Annotated in this window: 16 protein-coding genes; 9 read left to right on the top strand and 7 right to left on the bottom strand. The window is 66.3% G+C overall.

Annotation, left to right across the window (positions count from 1 at the left end; all coding sequences use genetic code 11):
* Positions 1 to 2 precede the first annotated feature (2 nt).
* Positions 3 to 1,007, top strand: coding sequence for a response regulator transcription factor (locus ACAM55_RS04420; protein WP_369654847.1), 1,005 nt, complete (start codon positions 3 to 5; stop codon positions 1,005 to 1,007).
* A gap of 73 nt (positions 1,008 to 1,080) precedes the next feature.
* Positions 1,081 to 1,764: a hypothetical protein gene (locus tag ACAM55_RS04425; RefSeq protein WP_369654848.1), complete on the top strand. Its 684-nt coding sequence runs from the start codon at positions 1,081 to 1,083 to the stop codon at positions 1,762 to 1,764.
* Between the two features lie 13 nt (positions 1,765 to 1,777).
* Here ACAM55_RS04425 and ACAM55_RS04430 read toward each other — a convergent pair whose 3' ends face one another.
* Positions 1,778 to 2,698, bottom strand: coding sequence for a LysR substrate-binding domain-containing protein (locus ACAM55_RS04430; RefSeq protein ID WP_369654849.1), 921 nt, complete (start codon positions 2,696 to 2,698; stop codon positions 1,778 to 1,780).
* A 94-nt stretch (positions 2,699 to 2,792) separates the two neighbouring features.
* On the opposite strand from ACAM55_RS04430, the gene ACAM55_RS04435 reads away from it, so the two are divergent.
* Both ACAM55_RS04435 and ACAM55_RS04440 read left to right on the top strand, forming a co-directional pair.
* Positions 2,793 to 4,004, top strand: a complete 1,212-nt coding sequence (locus tag ACAM55_RS04435; RefSeq protein ID WP_369654850.1) for a pyridoxal-phosphate dependent enzyme — start codon at positions 2,793 to 2,795, stop codon at positions 4,002 to 4,004.
* Between the two features lie 31 nt (positions 4,005 to 4,035).
* A complete protein-coding gene (locus ACAM55_RS04440) occupies positions 4,036 to 5,019 on the top strand; it encodes a Bug family tripartite tricarboxylate transporter substrate binding protein (RefSeq protein ID WP_369654851.1) in 984 nt (327 codons plus the stop codon).
* Between the two features lie 48 nt (positions 5,020 to 5,067).
* Here the strand turns inward: ACAM55_RS04440 and ACAM55_RS04445 are convergent, their stop codons facing one another.
* Positions 5,068 to 5,376, bottom strand: a complete 309-nt coding sequence (locus tag ACAM55_RS04445) for a hypothetical protein (RefSeq protein ID WP_369654852.1) — start codon at positions 5,374 to 5,376, stop codon at positions 5,068 to 5,070.
* A gap of 190 nt (positions 5,377 to 5,566) precedes the next feature.
* Here ACAM55_RS04445 and secA point away from each other — a divergent pair, with 190 nt between their 5' ends.
* From secA to ACAM55_RS04470, 5 genes are all read left to right on the top strand, one after another.
* Positions 5,567 to 8,359, top strand: coding sequence for a preprotein translocase subunit SecA (gene secA / locus ACAM55_RS04450; RefSeq protein ID WP_369654853.1), 2,793 nt, complete (start codon positions 5,567 to 5,569; stop codon positions 8,357 to 8,359).
* A 27-nt stretch (positions 8,360 to 8,386) separates the two neighbouring features.
* Complete coding sequence (gene argJ, locus ACAM55_RS04455; protein WP_369654854.1) at positions 8,387 to 9,616, top strand: bifunctional glutamate N-acetyltransferase/amino-acid acetyltransferase ArgJ; 1,230 nt, start codon at positions 8,387 to 8,389, stop codon at positions 9,614 to 9,616.
* Positions 9,613 to 10,488, top strand: a complete 876-nt coding sequence (locus ACAM55_RS04460; protein WP_369654855.1) for an ATP-binding protein — start codon at positions 9,613 to 9,615, stop codon at positions 10,486 to 10,488. The genes argJ and ACAM55_RS04460 overlap by 4 nt, the downstream gene beginning before the upstream one ends.
* A complete protein-coding gene (locus tag ACAM55_RS04465; RefSeq protein WP_369654856.1) occupies positions 10,485 to 10,946 on the top strand; it encodes a (deoxy)nucleoside triphosphate pyrophosphohydrolase in 462 nt (153 codons plus the stop codon). The genes ACAM55_RS04460 and ACAM55_RS04465 overlap by 4 nt, the downstream gene beginning before the upstream one ends.
* Positions 10,947 to 11,007: 61 nt before the next feature.
* On the top strand, positions 11,008 to 12,954 hold the full coding sequence (locus tag ACAM55_RS04470) for an acyltransferase family protein (protein ID WP_369654857.1): 1,947 nt from the start codon (positions 11,008 to 11,010) through the stop codon (positions 12,952 to 12,954).
* A gap of 12 nt (positions 12,955 to 12,966) precedes the next feature.
* Here the strand turns inward: ACAM55_RS04470 and ACAM55_RS04475 are convergent, their stop codons facing one another.
* From ACAM55_RS04475 to coaE, 5 genes are all read right to left on the bottom strand, one after another.
* A complete protein-coding gene (locus ACAM55_RS04475; protein ID WP_369654858.1) occupies positions 12,967 to 13,179 on the bottom strand; it encodes a DNA gyrase inhibitor YacG in 213 nt (70 codons plus the stop codon).
* Between the two features lie 61 nt (positions 13,180 to 13,240).
* On the bottom strand, positions 13,241 to 13,996 hold the full coding sequence (zapD, locus tag ACAM55_RS04480) for a cell division protein ZapD (protein ID WP_369654859.1): 756 nt from the start codon (positions 13,994 to 13,996) through the stop codon (positions 13,241 to 13,243).
* A gap of 36 nt (positions 13,997 to 14,032) precedes the next feature.
* On the bottom strand, positions 14,033 to 15,049 hold the full coding sequence (locus ACAM55_RS04485) for a hypothetical protein (protein WP_369654860.1): 1,017 nt from the start codon (positions 15,047 to 15,049) through the stop codon (positions 14,033 to 14,035).
* 6 nt (positions 15,050 to 15,055) lie between these two features.
* Positions 15,056 to 16,549 (bottom strand): MBOAT family protein, encoded by a 1,494-nt coding sequence (locus ACAM55_RS04490; RefSeq protein WP_369654861.1) that lies wholly within the window; start codon positions 16,547 to 16,549, stop codon positions 15,056 to 15,058.
* 77 nt (positions 16,550 to 16,626) lie between these two features.
* Entirely contained in the window at positions 16,627 to 17,232 is a 606-nt protein-coding gene (coaE, locus tag ACAM55_RS04495; protein ID WP_369656334.1) for a dephospho-CoA kinase, read from the bottom strand.
* Positions 17,233 to 17,238 lie beyond the last annotated feature (6 nt).

Below are 17,238 nucleotides of genomic sequence, written 5' to 3' on the forward strand. Positions count from 1 at the left end.
CCATGGAAACCACTCCGCTCGCAAGAACGCTGCGCGAACAAGGCGCCAACAGCGACCTGGTGCTGATCGTCGACGACGTGCCCGACAACCTCGCGGTGCTGCACGACGCGCTCGACGAGTCGGGCTACACCGTGCTCATTGCCACCAACGGCGAGCAGGCGCTGCAGCGTGCCGCGCAGGCGCGCCCCGACATCGTGCTGCTCGACGCCATGATGCCGGGCATCGACGGCTTCGAGGTGGCGCGCCGGCTCAAGGCCGATGCCGCGACGGCGCACATTCCCATCGTGTTCATGACCGGGCTCACCGAAACCGAGCACCTGGTGGCCGCGCTCGAGGCCGGCGGTGTCGACTACGTCACCAAGCCGATCAAGCCCAAGGAGGTGCTGGCCCGCATGAACGTGCACCTTCAGGGCGCCCGCCGCGCCCGGCAGGATGCGCGGCAGGCCGGCCAGGCGCGCAATGCGCTCGACGCCTTCGGCTACGCCAGCATCACCGTACGCCTGCCCGAGGGCAAGCTGATCTGGCAGACGGCGCTCGCGCGCGAGCTGCTGCAGCGCTACTGCGACACCCGCGCGCCCGAAACACCGCCCGTGGTGCTCGAGTGGCTGCGGCGCCACGCGCCCGATGCCAGGCAGCAGGGCATCGAGCCGCCGGCGCTTTCCATCGTGCAGGGCGCCGCCGGGCTCAGCCTGCGCCTGCATCGGCAGACCGGCCAGGATGACGACGGCGATGAATGGATGATCGTCATGCGCGAGGTTTCCGACACCGCGGTGATCGAGGCCATGAGCCTGAGCCTGAAGCTCACGGCGCGCGAGGCCGAGGTGCTCTATTGGGTGGTGAAGGGCAAGACCAACAAGGACATCGGCGAAATTCTCGGCAGCAGTCCCGCCACGGCCAAGAAGCACCTGGAGCGGGTGTACGTGAAGCTCGGCGTCGAGACCCGCACAGCCGCTGCCGGGGTGGCCATCAAGCGAATCCGCGAGTTGCAGCCGCAGTTCGAGATCTGAAGGCGTGTCTTCATCCCTAGAATCTCCCGGTCATCGGGGGATGCAGGCGATGAAAGACAACAAACGCACAAAAATGATTCGACCGCCGCGAGCCGCCTGGCTGCTGGCAGGTGTCTGCAGCCTTGCGAGCACGGGTGCGCGAGCCGCGGGGCATTTCGATGTCGACGATGCAGGCACGCTCGATCCGGGCCAATGCCAGTACGAAGCCTGGTCGGGCCGCACCGGCCCCGAGCCGACCACCGGGCTGCACATCGGGCCGTCCTGCCGTGTGGGGTCCGTCGAGCTGGGACTGAACTTGGATCGGTTTTCGGCAGAGGGCGTGCGCTCGGTCGTCGCAGGGCCGCAGCTCAAATGGAATTTCTTCGGCCCGGCGGCCGATGCGCCGCTGAGCGCGGCACTTTCGCTCGGTGCCGCGTTCGACCTGACGCGCGGCGGCCGTGCGGGCGGGCAGTTCGTGCTGCCGGTCACATGGCGGCCGACCGGCAGCCTGCAGATCCACGTCAACCTCGGCGCCGACTGGGCCACCGGCACAGGGGCTCGCACGCCGCGCGGCGGGCTGGCCGCGGAATGGGCGCTCGACGACAAGGTTTCGCTCATCGCGGAGCGCAGCCGCGCGGCAGGTGTCTGGACCTCGCGCATCGGGGGGCGCTTCAGCCTCACGCCGCTGATCAGCGTGGATGTCAGCGCTTCCAGGACGGGACCGCAGGGCGTGCGTGGCTTCGTCGTGGGGCTGAACCACGAGTTCGCCTGGAAGTAGGTCCCGTGCGGAGTCAGCGCAGGTAGCGCTGAATGCGCTTCTCGTCTTCCGCCAGTTGCTGGCGCATGAGCGAAAGAAAGTCGCGGGCGGTGGTGGAAAGCACCTTGCCCGCGGGCAGGGCCAGCACGCAGGAAAAGAATACGTCGACCGACAGCCGGCGCACCACGAGGCCGCGTTCCGCGTAGTCGAGAGCGGTGATGGGATTGACCAGTCCCACGCCCAGGCCGCGCACGGCCATCTCGCACACACTGGCCGCGTAAGGCGTTTGCACCATCACCCGAAGCGTCGCGCCGCGTTCGGCAAGTGCGGTTTCGAGCCCGCGGTGCGAAGGGTCCTCGGGGTTCAGGGCCAGGAAAGGCGCCTCGGCGAGTTGTTCCGGCTCGATGCGCTTGAAGCGCGCCAGCGCATGGCCTTGCGGCATCACGACCACGCCGGGAAACCGCGCGAAGGTCGAGTGCTCGATGCCCTCGAGCGGCAGTTCGTCGGCCATCAGGCCGAAGTCGGAGACGCCCTTTGCCACGCGGTCGCGCACGTCCTTGGAACTGAGCACCTGCAGCGACACCTGCGGCCAGGGACGGTCGCCCCGGTGCGCCTTCAGGCGTTCCAGCGCGCGCGGCATGAAGCCGAGGCCGAAGGCCGGATAGCAACTGAGTTCGAGCTGGTTGGTGCCGAAGTCGCGCAGGCTGCGCATGCGGTGCTCGATGGCCTCCATGCCGATGAAAACGCGCTCCACCTCGGTCCACAGCGCGCGCGCCTCGGGCGTGGGCACCAGCCGCCCACCGGTGCGCTGGAACAGGAGCATGCCGGCCTGCGCCTCGAGCCGCTTGAGCGACTGGCTGATGGCGGGTTGCGTCACATGCAGCAGCGCCGCGGCCTTGCGGGTGGAGCCGGCGCGCATCAGGGCCCGGAACGTCTCTATTTCGGTGAAGCGCATCGATAAGTTTTTTTATCGCTTGAGTATTTCGAGCTAGAGGATTTTATTTCCAGATGCCTAAGATTTGGGCACAACTTCCCCGCCAAGACCGCCTGTGAACACCCCTCCGCCCGTTCTGGACTTCAAGTGCGCCGCGCATCCCGATCCGTCGGCAGTCCCGCCGGGCAGCGCCCGCACGCTGCCCCCGGTGAGAAACCCCCGCCTGCGAGGCTTTCGGTGCCTGCGATGCGATACCCCCTATCCGCTCTCGTTGGCGAACGATGGCTGCCCCGCCTGCAGGAACATCGGCATTCACGCCGGATTGCGCGCCAGCTACCTGCCCGACAGCGCCAATCCCGTGCCCATGCCCTACACGCCGGGCTTCACGCTGGGCGAGGGCCGCACGCCGCTCGCGGACATGCCGGAGCTGGCGCGGCAGTTCGGCGTGGCACGCCTTGCGATCAAGGACGAATCGCGCAACCCCACGGGCTCCCACAAGGACCGCATGACCGCGGTGGGCGTGGCTCAGGCGCTGGACTTCGGCGCCCACACGTTGGTGCTGGCTTCTTCGGGCAATGCCGCGATCTCGGCGGCGCACTATGCATGGGCTGCGGGCCTCGTCTGCGAAGTGGCAACCTACGAAGGCTTGCCCGCCGCCTATGCGCGGCAGCTCGACGCCCTGGGTGCCCGGCGCCACATCTTTGCGGACAACGCCGGCCGCTGGGCTTTCGTGCGTGAGCGCTCACAGCAGCCGGGCTATTTCGCGCTGACCAATTACCGCCTGCCGGCGTTGGGAAGCGCGCCGCTGGCGATCGAGGGGTACAAGTCCATTGCCCTGGAGTGCCTGACCGAGGGCGGGCTGCCCGATCATGTCGTGATCCCCACGGCGCGCGGCGATCTGGCCTGGGGTATCTACGCGGGCTTTCGCGACCTGCTGGCCGCGGGGCGTATTTCGCGCTTGCCGCGGCTCTGGCTGGTGGAGCCTTTTGCGCGCCTCTCGCGCGTGCTTGCCGGCGGCGCGCTCAACGGCATGTATCCCGGCCACACGGCGCAGTTTTCCACCGCCGGGTCCACCGTGACTTTCCTGCAGTGGCAGGCCGCCGTCGCCTCGGGCGGGGGTGCGGTGGTGGTGAGCGACGACCAGGCCCGCGCGGCCCGGCGAAAGCTCACGGCGGCCGGCGTGAGCGCCGAACTGTGCGCGGCGGCCGGGCTGGACGCCCTGCGCCAGCTGCGCGAAAGCAATGCCATTGCCGGCGACGCCCACGTGGTGCTGATGCTCACCGCCAACGCCTCGCGCGACCCGAGTTGGCCCGACCAGGCCGTCTGAACGTCCGAGCCACCCAGAAGGAATCGAAACCATGCAAGCAATGCAACGCCGCGCCTTCCTGGCTGCCGGATCGGCTACCCTGTTCACCGCCGCGGCGCAGCGCGCCTGGGCGGCTTTTCCCGACAAACCCATCAAGCTGATCGTGCCGTGGGCGGCTGGCGGGAGCACCGACGCCATTGCGCGCGCCATGGCGCAGCGCATGAGCCAGACGATCGGCAGTTCGGTGATCGTCGACAACCGCCCCGGCGCCGCCGGCCAGATCGGCACCGAGGCTGCGGCCAAGGCCGCGCCCGACGGCTACACGCTTGCCATCGTCGAGTTGCCGCACGCGATTGCGCCCGCGGTGACGACCCGGTTGCCCTACGACCTGCTGCGCGACTTCACGCCGGTGACGATGATCGGCACGTCGCCCCTCGTCTTCTTTGCGGGCATGGAGGACGACAGCCGGGATTTCAAGACCTTCATCAAGACGGCCGCCGCCCGGCCGATGCCGCCGGCCATCGCGCACAGCGGCGCCGGCACGGTGAGCCATCTGGCGGCCGAACTGCTGGCGAGCCGCACGAAGATCAAGTTCAACATGGTTCCCTATCGCGGCTCGGCGCCGGCGCTCACCGACGTGGCGGCGGGCACGGTGGCCGGGCACTTCGCGACGCTGGCCAGCGGTTCCAGCCTCCTGGGCGCCAACAGGATCCGCCCGCTGCTGGTGACGAGCGCGCAGCGAGTGAACATTCCGGGGCTCAAGGATGTGCCTGGCCTGGCGGAGAGCGGGCTCAAGGGTCTCGAGATCGACCAGTGGTGGGCCATGGTGGCACCCGCCACGACGCCGCTGGAGGTGATCGAGCGTCTGCGGCGCGAGGCGATCGCGGCGCTGGACCATCCGTCGGTGAAGGAGCGCATGTCGGTGCTGGGTGTGCAGCTGAAGGGTTCCACCACGGGTGAGCTGCGCGCCTTCATGCGCGCGGAAGCCGAGCGCTGGCAGAAGGTGGCGCATGACATCGGGCTTCAGCCGCAATAAGCGAGGTCTCGATGGGGCGGGCCGTCTGCGTGGCCGGCCGTTTTTCGTTCAGCGCCCGGATTGCACCTTGATCCGGATCGTGTTCACGTCCCAGCCCTTGTTCCGCAGCCGGGTGACCAGCATTGGCGACAGCTGCCGCAGCTTGGCGGCCGCGGCGCTGCCGTTGACCAGCAGGCACCACACGTCCCCTTCGGCCGGGCCGGCCTGGACGGCGGGGCGCATGGCCGGCGGAATCAATCCTTCGACCGCCCGCAGCCGCTCGCTGGCGTCGCGGGCCCGCGCAATCAGGCTCGCCAGGGTGGGCGAGCCTTCGGCGGCCTGCTGCAGCGTGAAAGGGGGGACGGAGCGGCGATTCATGGGTAATCCGGAGGATGGAACAAGACAGCTAAAATGCCCGGTTTGCCGACGCTTGCGCCGGCAGATCCGGTCTGGAGCCGCTTGCTTTCGAGGCTTGCATTCGAAGAAGGCGCGCCCAACTGCTTTCACCATATCTTAGGGAATCCGGTCGCAGTGCCTGTGTGTCAGGTGCCCGTCCATCTCCACGCCAATGGCAACCAACTTCCTGACCCAGATTTTCGGCAGTCGCAACGACCGGCTCCTCAAGCAGTATCGCAAGACGGTGGAGCGCATCAATGCGCTCGAACCCGAGTTCGAGAAGCTCAGCGACGACGGGCTGCGCGCCAAGACGCAGGAGTTCAAGGACCGCATCGCCAAGGGTGAAACCCTCGACGCCCTGCTGCCGGAAGCATTCGCCACCGTGCGCGAAGGCTCCAAGCGCGTCATGAAGATGCGCCATTTCGACGTGCAGCTGCTCGGCGGCATGGCGCTCCACAACGGAAAGATCGCCGAAATGCGGACCGGCGAAGGCAAGACGCTGACCGCCACGCTGCCGGTGTACCTGAACGCACTGTCGGGCCAGGGCGTGCACGTGGTCACGGTGAACGACTACCTCGCCAATCGCGACGCCCAGTGGATGGGCCGCCTGTACAACTTCCTGGGACTGTCGGTGGGCATCAACCTGCCGCAGATGCCGCGCGAGGAAAAGCAGCAGGCCTACGGCAGCGACATCACCTACGGCACCAACAACGAATACGGCTTCGACTACCTGCGCGACAACATGGTGTACGAGCCCGGCGACCGGGTTCAGCGCGGCCTGAACTACGCCATCGTCGACGAGGTGGACTCCATCCTGATCGACGAGGCTCGCACGCCGCTGATCATCAGCGGCCAGGCCGAAGACCATACCGACCTGTACCTGGCCATCAACAAGGTGGTGCCCCTGCTGACCAAGCAAGAGGGCGAGGCCGATCCGCGCACGGGCGAGGGCGTCACGGTGCCGGGCGACTTCACGGTCGACGAGAAGACGCACCAGGTGTTCCTGACCGAAGACGGCCACGAGAAGGCCGAGCAGCTGCTGAGCGAATTCAAGCTGTTGCCCGAAGGCGCTTCGCTCTACGACCCGGCCAACATCACGCTGATGCACCACCTGAACGCGGCGCTGCGTGCACGACATCTGTACCACCGCGACCAGCATTACGTGGTGCAGCAGGGCGAGGTCGTCATCGTCGACGAATTCACCGGCCGCCTGATGACGGGCCGGCGCTGGAGCGACGGCCTGCACCAGGCCGTGGAAGCCAAGGAAGGCGTGCAGATCCAGGCGGAGAACCAGACGCTCGCCTCCATCACCTTCCAGAACTATTTCCGCCTGTACAACAAGCTGGCCGGCATGACCGGAACGGCTGACACCGAGGCTTACGAGTTCCAGGAAATCTACGGCCTCGAGACGGTCATCATTCCGCCGAACCGCATCAGCAAGCGGGACGATCAGCTCGACCGCGTCTACAAGACCACGCGCGAAAAGTACGAAGCGGCGATCCAGGACATCCGCGAGTGCTACGAGCGCGGGCAACCGGTGCTGGTGGGCACCTCGTCGATCGAGAACTCCGAGATCATCGACGGCCTGCTCACCAAGGCGGACCTGCCGCACCAGGTGCTCAACGCCAAGCAGCATGCGCGCGAAGCCGACATCGTGGCGCAGGCCGGCCGCGCGAAGATGATCACCATCGCGACCAACATGGCCGGCCGCGGTACCGACATCGTGCTGGGCGGCAACATCGAGAAGATGATCGAGGCGATCGAGAACGACGAAGGCCGCGATGAAGCCACCAAGCAGACGGACATCGCGCACATCCGTGCCGAATGGACCAAGGATCACGAGTTCGTGAAGTCGCTCGGCGGCCTGCGCATCATCGCGACCGAACGCCACGAATCGCGCCGCATCGACAACCAGCTGCGCGGCCGTTCCGGCCGCCAGGGCGACCCGGGCTCCTCGCGCTTCTACCTGAGCCTGGACGATCCGCTGATGCGCATCTTCGCGGGCGACCGCGTGAAGGCGATCATGGACCGCCTCAAGATGCCCGACGGCGAAGCCATCGAGGCCGGCATCGTCACGCGCAGCATCGAGAGCGCGCAGCGCAAGGTCGAGGCGCGCAACTTCGACATCCGCAAGCAGCTGCTCGAATACGACGACGTGTCGAACGACCAGCGCAAGGTGATCTACCAGCAGCGCAACGACATCCTCGACGCGGCCGACCTCACGGCGCAGATCGCGGCGCTGCGCGAAGGCTATTTCACCGATCTCGTGCGGCAATACGTGCCGGCCGAATCGGTCGAGGAACAGTGGGACCTCGACACGCTCGAGAAGACCCTGTTCAACGAGTGGGGCATCGACATGCCCCTCAAGAAGGAAGTCGAGGCGGCCGAGGCCGTGGCCGACGAGGACATCGTCGAGAAGGTGGTCAATGCCGCCAACGACAGCTTCGGGGCCAAGGTGGCGCTGATCGGCCAGGAAAACTTCACACAGTTCGAGCGCATGGTGCTGCTTCAGAGTATCGACACGCACTGGCGCGAGCACCTGGCCTCGCTCGACTACCTGCGCCAGGGCATTCATTTGCGCGGCTATGCGCAGAAGCAGCCCAAGCAGGAATACAAGCGCGAAGCCTTCGAACTCTTCGGCCAGCTGCTCGACTCGGTCAAGAACGAAGTCACGCGCCAGCTCATGACGGTGCGCGTGCAGTCGGGCGAGCAGCTCGAAGAGGCCGCGGAAGCCCTCGAGAGCCGCGGCGAGAACGTCTCGAACATCACCTACAGCGCGCCGACCGAAACCGGCGAGGTCGAGGTGCGCCTGGACGAGGAAAACCAGCGCCGCATCGCGGCCGCGGGCCTGGGGCTCGGCAGCCTGGGTGCCGAAGCCGCGGCGTTCGCACGTGTCGGCCGCAACGACCCATGCCCGTGCGGCAGTGGCAAGAAATTCAAGCACTGCCACGGCAAGCTCAGCTGACCCAGAAACTTCCGAAGAGAAACCGCCATGCCCGTGAACCTGTCCGCCCCTGATCCTGCCGCCTTGTTCGCGGTGCCCGGCGTCCGTATCGGCGTGGCCGAAGCGGGCGTGCGCAAGGCCAACCGCAAGGACCTGACCGTCGTGCTCATCGATGAAGGCTCGGCGGTCGGCGGCGTGTTCACCCAGAACCGTTTCTGCGCCGCGCCGGTGCAGGTCTGCCGCGATCACCTGGCAGCCAACTACGGCATTCGCGCGATGGTGATCAACACCGGCAATGCCAACGCGGGCACGGGCGAAGACGGCCTGATGCGCACGCGTTCCACCTGCATCGCGCTCGCGCGCCATCTGGATATCGCGCCGGAGCAGATCCTGCCGTTCTCGACCGGCGTGATCATGGAGCCGCTGCCCGTGGACCGCATCGAAGCCGGCCTGCCCGCCGCGCTGGCCGACGCTTCGGAGAAGCATTGGGCACGTGCCGCCGAAGGCATCATGACCACCGACACGATTCCCAAGGCTTTCAGCCAGCAGGTCCAGGTCGGCGGCGCCACCGTCACCATCACCGGCATCAGCAAGGGCGCCGGCATGATCCGCCCGAACATGGCGACCATGCTGGGCTTCATGGCGACCGATGCCAAGATCGATCCGGCGCTGATCCAGCCGCTGGCAAAACAGCTGGCCGATGGCTCGTTCAACCGGGTGACGATCGACGGCGACACGTCGACCAACGACTCCTTCGTGGTCATTGCCACGCAGAAGGCCGCGCACGCCACCATCACCTCGCTGGAGTCGGCCGACGGCCAGGCGCTCGTGGCCGCCATGCAGAACGTGGCCCGCCTGCTGGCGCAAGCCATCGTGCGCGACGGCGAAGGCGCGACCAAGTTCATCACCATCCAGGTCGAAGGCGGCCGCGATGCCGCCGAGTGCAAGCAGGTGGCCTATGCCGTGGCGCATTCGCCGCTCGTCAAGACCGCATTCTTTGCCAGCGACCCGAACCTCGGCCGCATCCTGGCGGCGGTGGGCTACGCGGGCATTGCCGACCTCGACCAGACCGGCATCGACCTGTTCCTCGACGACGTGCACGTGGCCGTCAAGGGCGGGCGCAACCCGTCCTACCGTGAAGAAGACGGCCAGCGCGTGATGAAGCAGAGCGAGATCACCGTGCGCATCGGCCTGGGCCGCGGGAACGCGAGCGAAACGGTGTGGACCTGCGACCTGAGCCACGACTACGTGACCATCAATGCCGACTACAGGTCATGAATGAGCAATTCCAGAAGCTGCTAGAGCGCGCCGAGCAGCTGATCGGCCGCATCGAGTCGATCCTGCCGCAGCCGCTGGCGGCCCCCGCCGACTGGAACGCGTCGATCGCGTGGCGCTATCGCCGCCGCAGCTCGGGCCATGGCGTGCTCGAACCGGTGAAACACGTGGCCGCGATGGCGCTCGATTCGCTCAAGGAAATCGACGTCCAGAAGGAAAAGATCGAGCGCAACACGCGCCAGTTCGTCGAAGGCAAGCCGGCCAACAACGTGCTGCTGACGGGTGCGCGCGGCACCGGCAAGTCGTCGCTCATCCGCGCCTGCCTGCAGGCCTATGCGCCGCAGGGGCTGCGACTGATCGAAGTCGACAAGGCCGAGCTGACTGACCTGCCCGACATCGTCGAGGTGGTGTCGCAGCGGCCCGAAAAATTCATCGTGTTCAGCGACGACCTGAGCTTCGATGAAGGCGAGCCGGGCTACAAGGCGCTGAAGTCGATCCTGGACGGCTCGATTGCGGCGGCCACGCCCAACGTGCTGATCTACGCGACCAGCAACCGGCGCCACCTGCTGCCGGAATACATGAAGGACAACCTCAGCTACACCCACACCGAGGACGGCGAAGTGCATCCCGGCGAAGTGATCGAGGAGAAGATCTCGCTGTCGGAACGCTTCGGCCTGTGGGTCAGCTTCTATCCCTTCAGCCAGAACGAATACCTGGCAATCGTCGCGCAGTGGCTGTCGTCGTTCGGCGTGGACCCCGCCGCGATCGAGGCGGCGCGTCCCGCGGCGCTGGTGTGGGCGCTCGAGCGCGGTTCGCGCAGCGGCCGCGTGGCCTACCAGTTTGCGCGCGACTACGCGGGGCGGGCCGCCGCATGAGCGCACAGCCGCAATCCCAAGGCCGCAAGCACACCGAGGTGGCTGTCGGCGTGCTGATCCGCCCGGCCGACGATGCGCTGCTGCTGTCGACCCGGCCCGAGGGCAAGGCGTACGCAGGCTTCTGGGAGTTTCCGGGCGGCAAGATCGAGGCCGGCGAAACGGTGGAGCAGGCACTGCGCCGCGAGCTGCACGAAGAACTGGGCATCACCATCGCGGGTGCCGAGGTCTGGAAAGTGACCGAGCACGACTACCCGCATGCGCTGGTGCGGCTGCACTGGTGCAAGGTCACGGCCTGGAGCGGCGAGTTCGAAATGCGCGAAGGCCAGGCCATGCGCTGGCAGCAACTGCCGCTCGACGTGGCCCCGGTGCTGCCGGGTGCCTTGCCGGTGCTCGAATGGCTGACCCAGGAGCGCGGGCTGCCCGCGTCGGCGGCGCTGGCGGTTTCGACCCTGGCCTGATGGACTGGGCCGCGAGGTCGGGCGAGCGCGGCCTGCAGGCGCCGCGGGCCTGAGACAAGACATGCTGCATCCCAAGTACCGCGCCGACATCGATGGCCTGCGTGCCGTGGCGGTGGCGTCGGTGCTGGCCTTCCATGCGTTTCCCGACGCATTGCCGGGAGGCTTCATCGGCGTCGATATCTTCTTCGTGATCTCGGGCTTCCTGATCACGACGATCATCATGCAGAGCCATGCGGCGGGCGATTTCAGCTACCCCGATTTCTATGCACGACGCATCCGGCGGATCTTTCCGGCGCTGACGCTGGTGCTGCTGGCCACGCTCGCCTTCGGCTGGTATGCGCTGCTGCCCAGGGAATTCGCCGAACTCGGCAAGCAGGCGACGGGCGGCGCGGCCTTCATTGCCAATTTCATCTTCTGGGGCGAAGCCGGCTATTTCGATACGGCCGCGGAGACCAAGCCGCTGCTGCACCTGTGGTCACTGGGCATCGAGGAGCAGTTCTACATTTTCTGGCCCATGCTGCTGGCGCTGGCCTGGCGCCGGCGCTGGCCGATTCTCCGGTTGCTCTGGGTGCTGGCGGTGGTTTCGTTTCTGGTCAACGTGCTGACGATCCATCCCTTTCGCACGGCGGCCTTCTACTCGCCCGTTTCGCGCTTCTGGGAACTGATGGTGGGCGGCATCCTGGCCTGCATGCGGTTGCGGCCCGCCAAGGAACCGGTGCCAGCCTGGCGCAGCCACGTGCAGTCCTGCGTGGGCGTGGGGCTGATCGTGCTGGGGCTCGTGATGACCCGCAGCGACAAGGCGTTTCCGGGTTGGTGGGCGCTGCTGCCCACGCTGGGCGCGGCGAGCTGTATCGCGGCCGGGCCTGCGGGGGTGCTGAACAGGCACGTGCTCGCCAGCCGTCCGATGGTGTGGATCGGCCTCATCAGCTATCCGCTCTATCTGTGGCATTGGCCCTTGCTGATCTACGCGCGCATCGTGAACGAAGGCGAGCCATCGCCCGGCGTGCGTGCGGCAATGGTGCTGGCGAGCGTGGCGCTGGCCTGGCTTACCTATCGCTTCGTCGAGCGCTTCACCAGGGCGCGGGTGCACGTCGGCATGCTGCGCGCGCTCGTGGGCGGCAGCATGGCGATCGCGGTCACCGGGCTGCTGGCGCTGGGCGGCATGCCGCCTCGCAACGGCAGCGAGCTGCTGCGCAAGGTGACCGACGCCACCGTGGACGACAACTACTACGCCGGCTTCGAGCAGCAGAAGATCGGCGCCTATCCGGTCAAGCGCGTGGGCGACGGGTCCCGCAAGGTCCTGCTGATCGGCGACAGCCACATCCTGCAATACGCGCCCCGTGCCATGGAGCTTGCACGCAGCGCGCCCGGGCGCATGGCGACGACCTACTTCTCTACCTATGGCGCCTGCCCGCCGGTGCCCGGCATGGTTGCAGAGGGCAATCCGGGCTGCGAGCAGGCGCGCCGCGAAATGCTCGCGCTGGCCCTCGATCCGCAGATCGACACCGTGGTGGTCGGGGCCTGCTGGAACTGCTATTTCACGGGCAACTTTCCGCTGCCGTTCTACTTTCAGGACGGTGCTTCGGCCTACCTCGTGAACAATGGCGGCGCCGGCCTCGGGCGCTCGCTGGCGTCGCTCGAAAAGCTGCTGGCGCAGCTGGTGCAGCACAAGAAGAAGGTCTACCTGTTGCTGGACAACGCCAGCGGCCCCGAGTTCGAGCCGCGGCGCCTCATCGAAGGCAGCCGCATGGGCAAGATGGTGGCGCTGACCAGCACGCCTGCCGCGCCCCTGCCGCCGGAACAGGCGAGGCTCAATGAGCAACTGCGCGCGCTCGCGCTCTCCAGCGGTGCGGAGCCCATCGACGTGGTGGCAAGGCTCTGTGCGGATGGGCAGTGCCTCCGGGCGACACCCGACGATTCGCCGGTCTACAAGGACCGGGAGCACTTGCGTCCAGCGTACGTCCGCGAGCACGCGGACTACCTGGACCGCGTCTTTCTCGCGCCGTAGCTCAGGAGACGTTCACTGAACCTTCTTCGGGTCGCCGAAGGGCTCGTCGTCGGCCGGGGCTTCTGCCGGCATCCGGAACTCCTCGCTGGCCCAGGCCCCGAAATCGATGCCCTTGCATCGCGCACTGCAGAACGGGCGGTAGGGGTTGCGCTCGGCATAGACACTGTCGCCGCCACACGAGGGGCAGCGGACGATCCGCTCGCCGATCCGTTTCACATCGCTCATTGGGTAACCTCCGTGCTCCGCACGGCGGTGCGAGCCCCCTTCGGAGCGGCCGGGCGGGGGCTCATGCGCAAAGGGTGAGTTCGAATGCCGTGTCGTCCGTGCTGGGGTGCAGCCGGTCGTCGGCTTCGTGCCGCATGAGCCGCACTGAAACCATGAGCCGGTTGCCGCTGATCTCGGGAATGAGCCCCAGCGCGGGATCGATGCGCAGCCGCAGCAACTGGAAGCTGCGGCCTTGCGGCAGGTTTTGCTGGAACTGGCCGCCCGTGGCAATGACCTTGTACGGTACATCGGCATCGCGCAGCAGCTTGAGCAGCAGGTAGATGGATTCGGCCAGGGGGGACAGCGTGGCGGACCAGCGTTCGAGATCGGCGCGGCGGCTTGCGGCGCTGCGGTGCTGCCAGGCGTAATAGGCGGGCAGATCGAATTCGCAGGTGCCGCCCGGAATGCCCGCGCGGCTTCGAATGCTCATGAGCCACTCGTTTTCGGTCAGGGCCTGTCCGGCCTTGCCGGCAACGCCGTTGAGCGTTGCGAAGTTGCGCTCGAGCTGCCCCACCACCTGGTCGAGCACGGCTTCGGCAATGGCCGGATTGCCGCGATAGCTGTTGAAGACGTTCTTGTGCTTGTCGAGATCGCGCATCACGTCGGCCTTGAGGTCGGCGCGTGCGGCAACGTCCATGATCTCGAAGATCGTGACCAATGCGTAGTGATGCGAGAGGGCGGATTCCGAGGGCACCAGTTCCCCGAGCCGGCGGAAGAGGTGCTCCAGCCGCAGGTAGGTGCGGATGCGCTCGTTGAAAGGGTACTCGTAGAGGATCACGCGTTTTTGTCGGTTTCCTGTCGCGCCATCATAGCTTCAGGGCGATTTCGATGGTGGCGTGGGCAGCACTTCGCGCACGGCGGTGAGCATGCGTTCTCCCAGCGCGAGCTGGCCGTGCATGGACATGTGGGTGTCGTTCGAGAAATAGAAGTCGCGAATCTGCGTGTGCTTCTCGCGCGTGAATGCGTAGAGATCGGGTCCCAGCCCGGACGCGCGGAACCCGGCTTCGAAATCCTTGGAGTAATCGGGCTTCAGGTACACGGTGGTCTTGTTGGGAATCACCATCCACATGATAGGAAGCTTGCTGTGCACCTTTGTGAAATTCTTCATCCACTCCAGGTGCGCGGGAGTCAACGGGCCATTGTCGTCATCTTCGGCGAAAAAGGGCATCTTGTCGCAGGAGCGATGGGAAAAGAGCTTGCAACCATCGGGCACCGGCCGAACCCAGGTGTTCCAGTCGAAGTGAATGTCTGTTTCAGACTTTTTCGCTTTCCAGGTGTTGTAGTAGGTCGTGATCCCCGTCATGAACTGCACGTTCCAGTTGGGTGCGGGGCTCGGCACGGTTTCGTCCGGCGTGATCAGGGGATGGTCCATGGCGTCGAAGGGCCGGATCATCTTCTGGCACTTCATGCTGTCCCTGGTGCGGTCGCCCAGCAGGCGTTCCACGCTCTCGATGATGATCAGCTTGCCCTTGAAGCCTGTGCGCGCGATCCACTGGTCGAAGTCGCCGCAGAGCGCATTTTCATACTGGCCCCAGTAGGTGGTCGAGACGCGGTAGCCGGCCTTGGCAAGCACGGACTGCCAGCGGAAGGTCATGGAGAAGCTGTCGCCGATGACCAGGATGTCGGCCTGGTCGACGGGCGTGCCTTTCAGCAAGGCAGGGTCGACCTGGGGTGGCGGGGCGGTCCAGCCGAACTCGCGTTCAGACAGGCGGCCAATCCGCGTGAGGTCGCCGTAAGGCACGGGGCTGGTGAGCGAAACGATCCACAGCGCCATCAGGGCGATGTAGCCGATGAGGAAGAATCGCAGCCAGACTTTGGCGGGCGTCGTCATGTCGAATCAGAATTGGAAATAGAGGAACGGGCTGTAGTTGCCCAGCTTCGAGACGCACCAGGCGAAGAGCGCGAAAGTGCCGATCGCGAGCACGGCCGAGGAGACCCAGGCCATGACGGGCTGGCCCGCAACCGCCTTCGGATGGGGAATCCAGCGCTCGAGCGAGATCGTCGGAGGCAACGCAAGGCAGATGATGATGCCGACCAGCATGGTCTGGAAGAACTCGGGTTTGCGGAACGGCACCGGGCCGAGTTCGCTGAAGGCCGAGGCCGGCGCACCATGCAGCCCGAGCATGCCCTTGTAGATGGCCATGGCCGTATGCACGCCGTCGGCGCGGAAGACGATCCAGGCCAGCACCACGCAAAGGAAGGTCAGCAGCCAGCCCAGCACGTGGGCCACGCGGCCCGGCGTGGCGTTGCGCCGCACCTTGGCATTCCACAGGTGGTTGATCATCAGGAACACGCCGTGCAGCGCGCCCCAGATCACAAAGGTCCATGCGGCGCCGTGCCAGAGCCCGCCAAGCAGCATCGTGAGGAACAGGTTCAGGTAGCGTCGCGCCGGACCCTTGCGGTTGCCGCCCAGCGGCACGTAGAGATAGTCGCGCAGGAAGTTCGACAGCGAGATGTGCCAGCGCCGCCAGAATTCGATAATGTTGGTCGACTTGTAGGGCGAGCGGAAATTGAGCGGCAGCTGCACGCCCAGGCATAGCGAGAGGCCGACGGCCATGTCCGAATAGCCCGAGAAGTCGAAATAGATCTGCAGCGTATAGGCCAGCGCGCCGAACCACGAGGTGTAGAGCGTGGGCTCGATGCCCTTGTGCACGCCGTTGAACATCATGTCGGCGTATTGGCCCATCGGGTCCGCGATCAGCAGCTTCTTCGCGAGGCCGAAGGTGAAGATCGCCACGCCGAGCGCGACCTTGTTGGGGTCCAGCCGGTAGGTGGCCGGGTTCGCGAACTGCGGCATCATCTGCGCGTGATGCAGCACCGGGCCAGCGATCAGGTGCGGAAAGTAGGTGACGAACAGCACGTAGTGGATGAAGCTGCGCTCATGCACCTTGCCCTGCCAGCAGTCGACCAGGAAGGCGATCTGGGTGAAGGTGTAGAACGAGATGCCGATCGGCAGCACGATGTGCAGCATCGGAATCTGCGACAGGCCGGCCGCGGCCAGTCCGTCGTTCACGTTCGACACGAAGAAGTTGGCGTACTTGAAGACCGCAAGCACACCCAGGTTGACCACCAGTGCCAGCACCAGCAGCGACTTCCGTTTGCGGTCATCCCGGCCGGGCGCGGGCGAGAGGTGCAGCCCGAACCAGTAGTTGATGCAGATGGACGCCACCAGGAGTGGAAGCGCCTTGACGCTCCACCAGCCGTAGAAGAACAGCGAGGCCAGGGCGAGAAAGCCCGCCGCGGACCGGGCGTTGCGCTTGCCGATCAGGAAGAAGCCGATCAGGACCAGCGGAAAAAAGACAAAAATAAAGGGATACGAATTGAAAAGCATCGCGGGAGGGAGGGCACTCCGGCGAGCGCCTTTTTTGTCTTGATCGTTATGCGGCCGCTGCGGCGGCAAGTCTCGGATTATCGCGTGCCGGGCGGGGCCCACCGCTTCCAGAGACTCCGCACCTGTCCACCGAGTTCCTCCAGCGAGAGCGTCTCGTTGAAAATGACCGCATCCGCGGCAGCCCGGCGCAGCTTGCGCGCAGCCTGCTGGGCAATCACGGCGCGCACGGCCTCGTGCGTCCAGCCGGAGCGCGCCATGACGCGTCGCAATTGCGTTTCCTCGCTGGCATCGACCACGAGCACCCTGTCCACGAGGGCCCGCCAGCGGCCGGATTCGACCAGCAGCGGTACGTCGAAAACCACCACGGCGTCCGGGCCCGCGGCGGACGCCAGGCGCTCGGTCTCGGCACCGATCAGCGGATGCAGGATCGATTCGAGGCGCTTCTTCGCGCTGTTGTCGGCGAACACGAGCTGCCGCATTCCGGCGCGATCCAGGCCGCCGTCCGGTGCAATGGCCGCCCGGCCGAAGGCAGCCTCGATGGCGGGCATCGCAAGGCCTCCGGGCTGCGCGATGCGGCGCGCGATGGCGTCGGTGTCGACCAGGACTGCACCTTCTGCAACCAGCAACGCGGCGACCGTGCTTTTGCCGCTTCCGATGCCCCCGGTCAGACCGATGCGCCGCATCACTGG

It is taken from the genome of Variovorax sp. V213, from assembly GCF_041154455.1.
Taxonomy (GTDB): domain Bacteria; phylum Pseudomonadota; class Gammaproteobacteria; order Burkholderiales; family Burkholderiaceae_C; genus Variovorax.

What these genes read in the sequence shown, in the direction of transcription:
- ACAM55_RS04420 (WP_369654847.1), top strand. Translation starts at nt 3, where the DNA reads ATGGAAACCACTCCGCTCGCAAGAACGCTGCGCGAACAAGGCGCCAAC.
- ACAM55_RS04425 (WP_369654848.1), top strand. Translation starts at nt 1,081, where the DNA reads ATGATTCGACCGCCGCGAGCCGCCTGGCTGCTGGCAGGTGTCTGCAGC.
- ACAM55_RS04430 (WP_369654849.1), bottom strand. Translation starts at nt 2,698, where the DNA reads ATGCGCTTCACCGAAATAGAGACGTTCCGGGCCCTGATGCGCGCCGGC.
- ACAM55_RS04440 (WP_369654851.1), top strand. Translation starts at nt 4,036, where the DNA reads ATGCAAGCAATGCAACGCCGCGCCTTCCTGGCTGCCGGATCGGCTACC.
- ACAM55_RS04445 (WP_369654852.1), bottom strand. Translation starts at nt 5,376, where the DNA reads ATGAATCGCCGCTCCGTCCCCCCTTTCACGCTGCAGCAGGCCGCCGAA.
- secA (WP_369654853.1), top strand. Translation starts at nt 5,567, where the DNA reads ATGGCAACCAACTTCCTGACCCAGATTTTCGGCAGTCGCAACGACCGG.
- argJ (WP_369654854.1), top strand. Translation starts at nt 8,387, where the DNA reads ATGCCCGTGAACCTGTCCGCCCCTGATCCTGCCGCCTTGTTCGCGGTG.
- ACAM55_RS04460 (WP_369654855.1), top strand. Translation starts at nt 9,613, where the DNA reads ATGAATGAGCAATTCCAGAAGCTGCTAGAGCGCGCCGAGCAGCTGATC.
- ACAM55_RS04465 (WP_369654856.1), top strand. Translation starts at nt 10,485, where the DNA reads ATGAGCGCACAGCCGCAATCCCAAGGCCGCAAGCACACCGAGGTGGCT.
- ACAM55_RS04470 (WP_369654857.1), top strand. Translation starts at nt 11,008, where the DNA reads ATGCTGCATCCCAAGTACCGCGCCGACATCGATGGCCTGCGTGCCGTG.
- ACAM55_RS04475 (WP_369654858.1), bottom strand. Translation starts at nt 13,179, where the DNA reads ATGAGCGATGTGAAACGGATCGGCGAGCGGATCGTCCGCTGCCCCTCG.
- ACAM55_RS04485 (WP_369654860.1), bottom strand. Translation starts at nt 15,049, where the DNA reads ATGACGACGCCCGCCAAAGTCTGGCTGCGATTCTTCCTCATCGGCTAC.
- ACAM55_RS04490 (WP_369654861.1), bottom strand. Translation starts at nt 16,549, where the DNA reads ATGCTTTTCAATTCGTATCCCTTTATTTTTGTCTTTTTTCCGCTGGTC.
- coaE (WP_369656334.1), bottom strand. Translation starts at nt 17,232, where the DNA reads ATGCGGCGCATCGGTCTGACCGGGGGCATCGGAAGCGGCAAAAGCACG.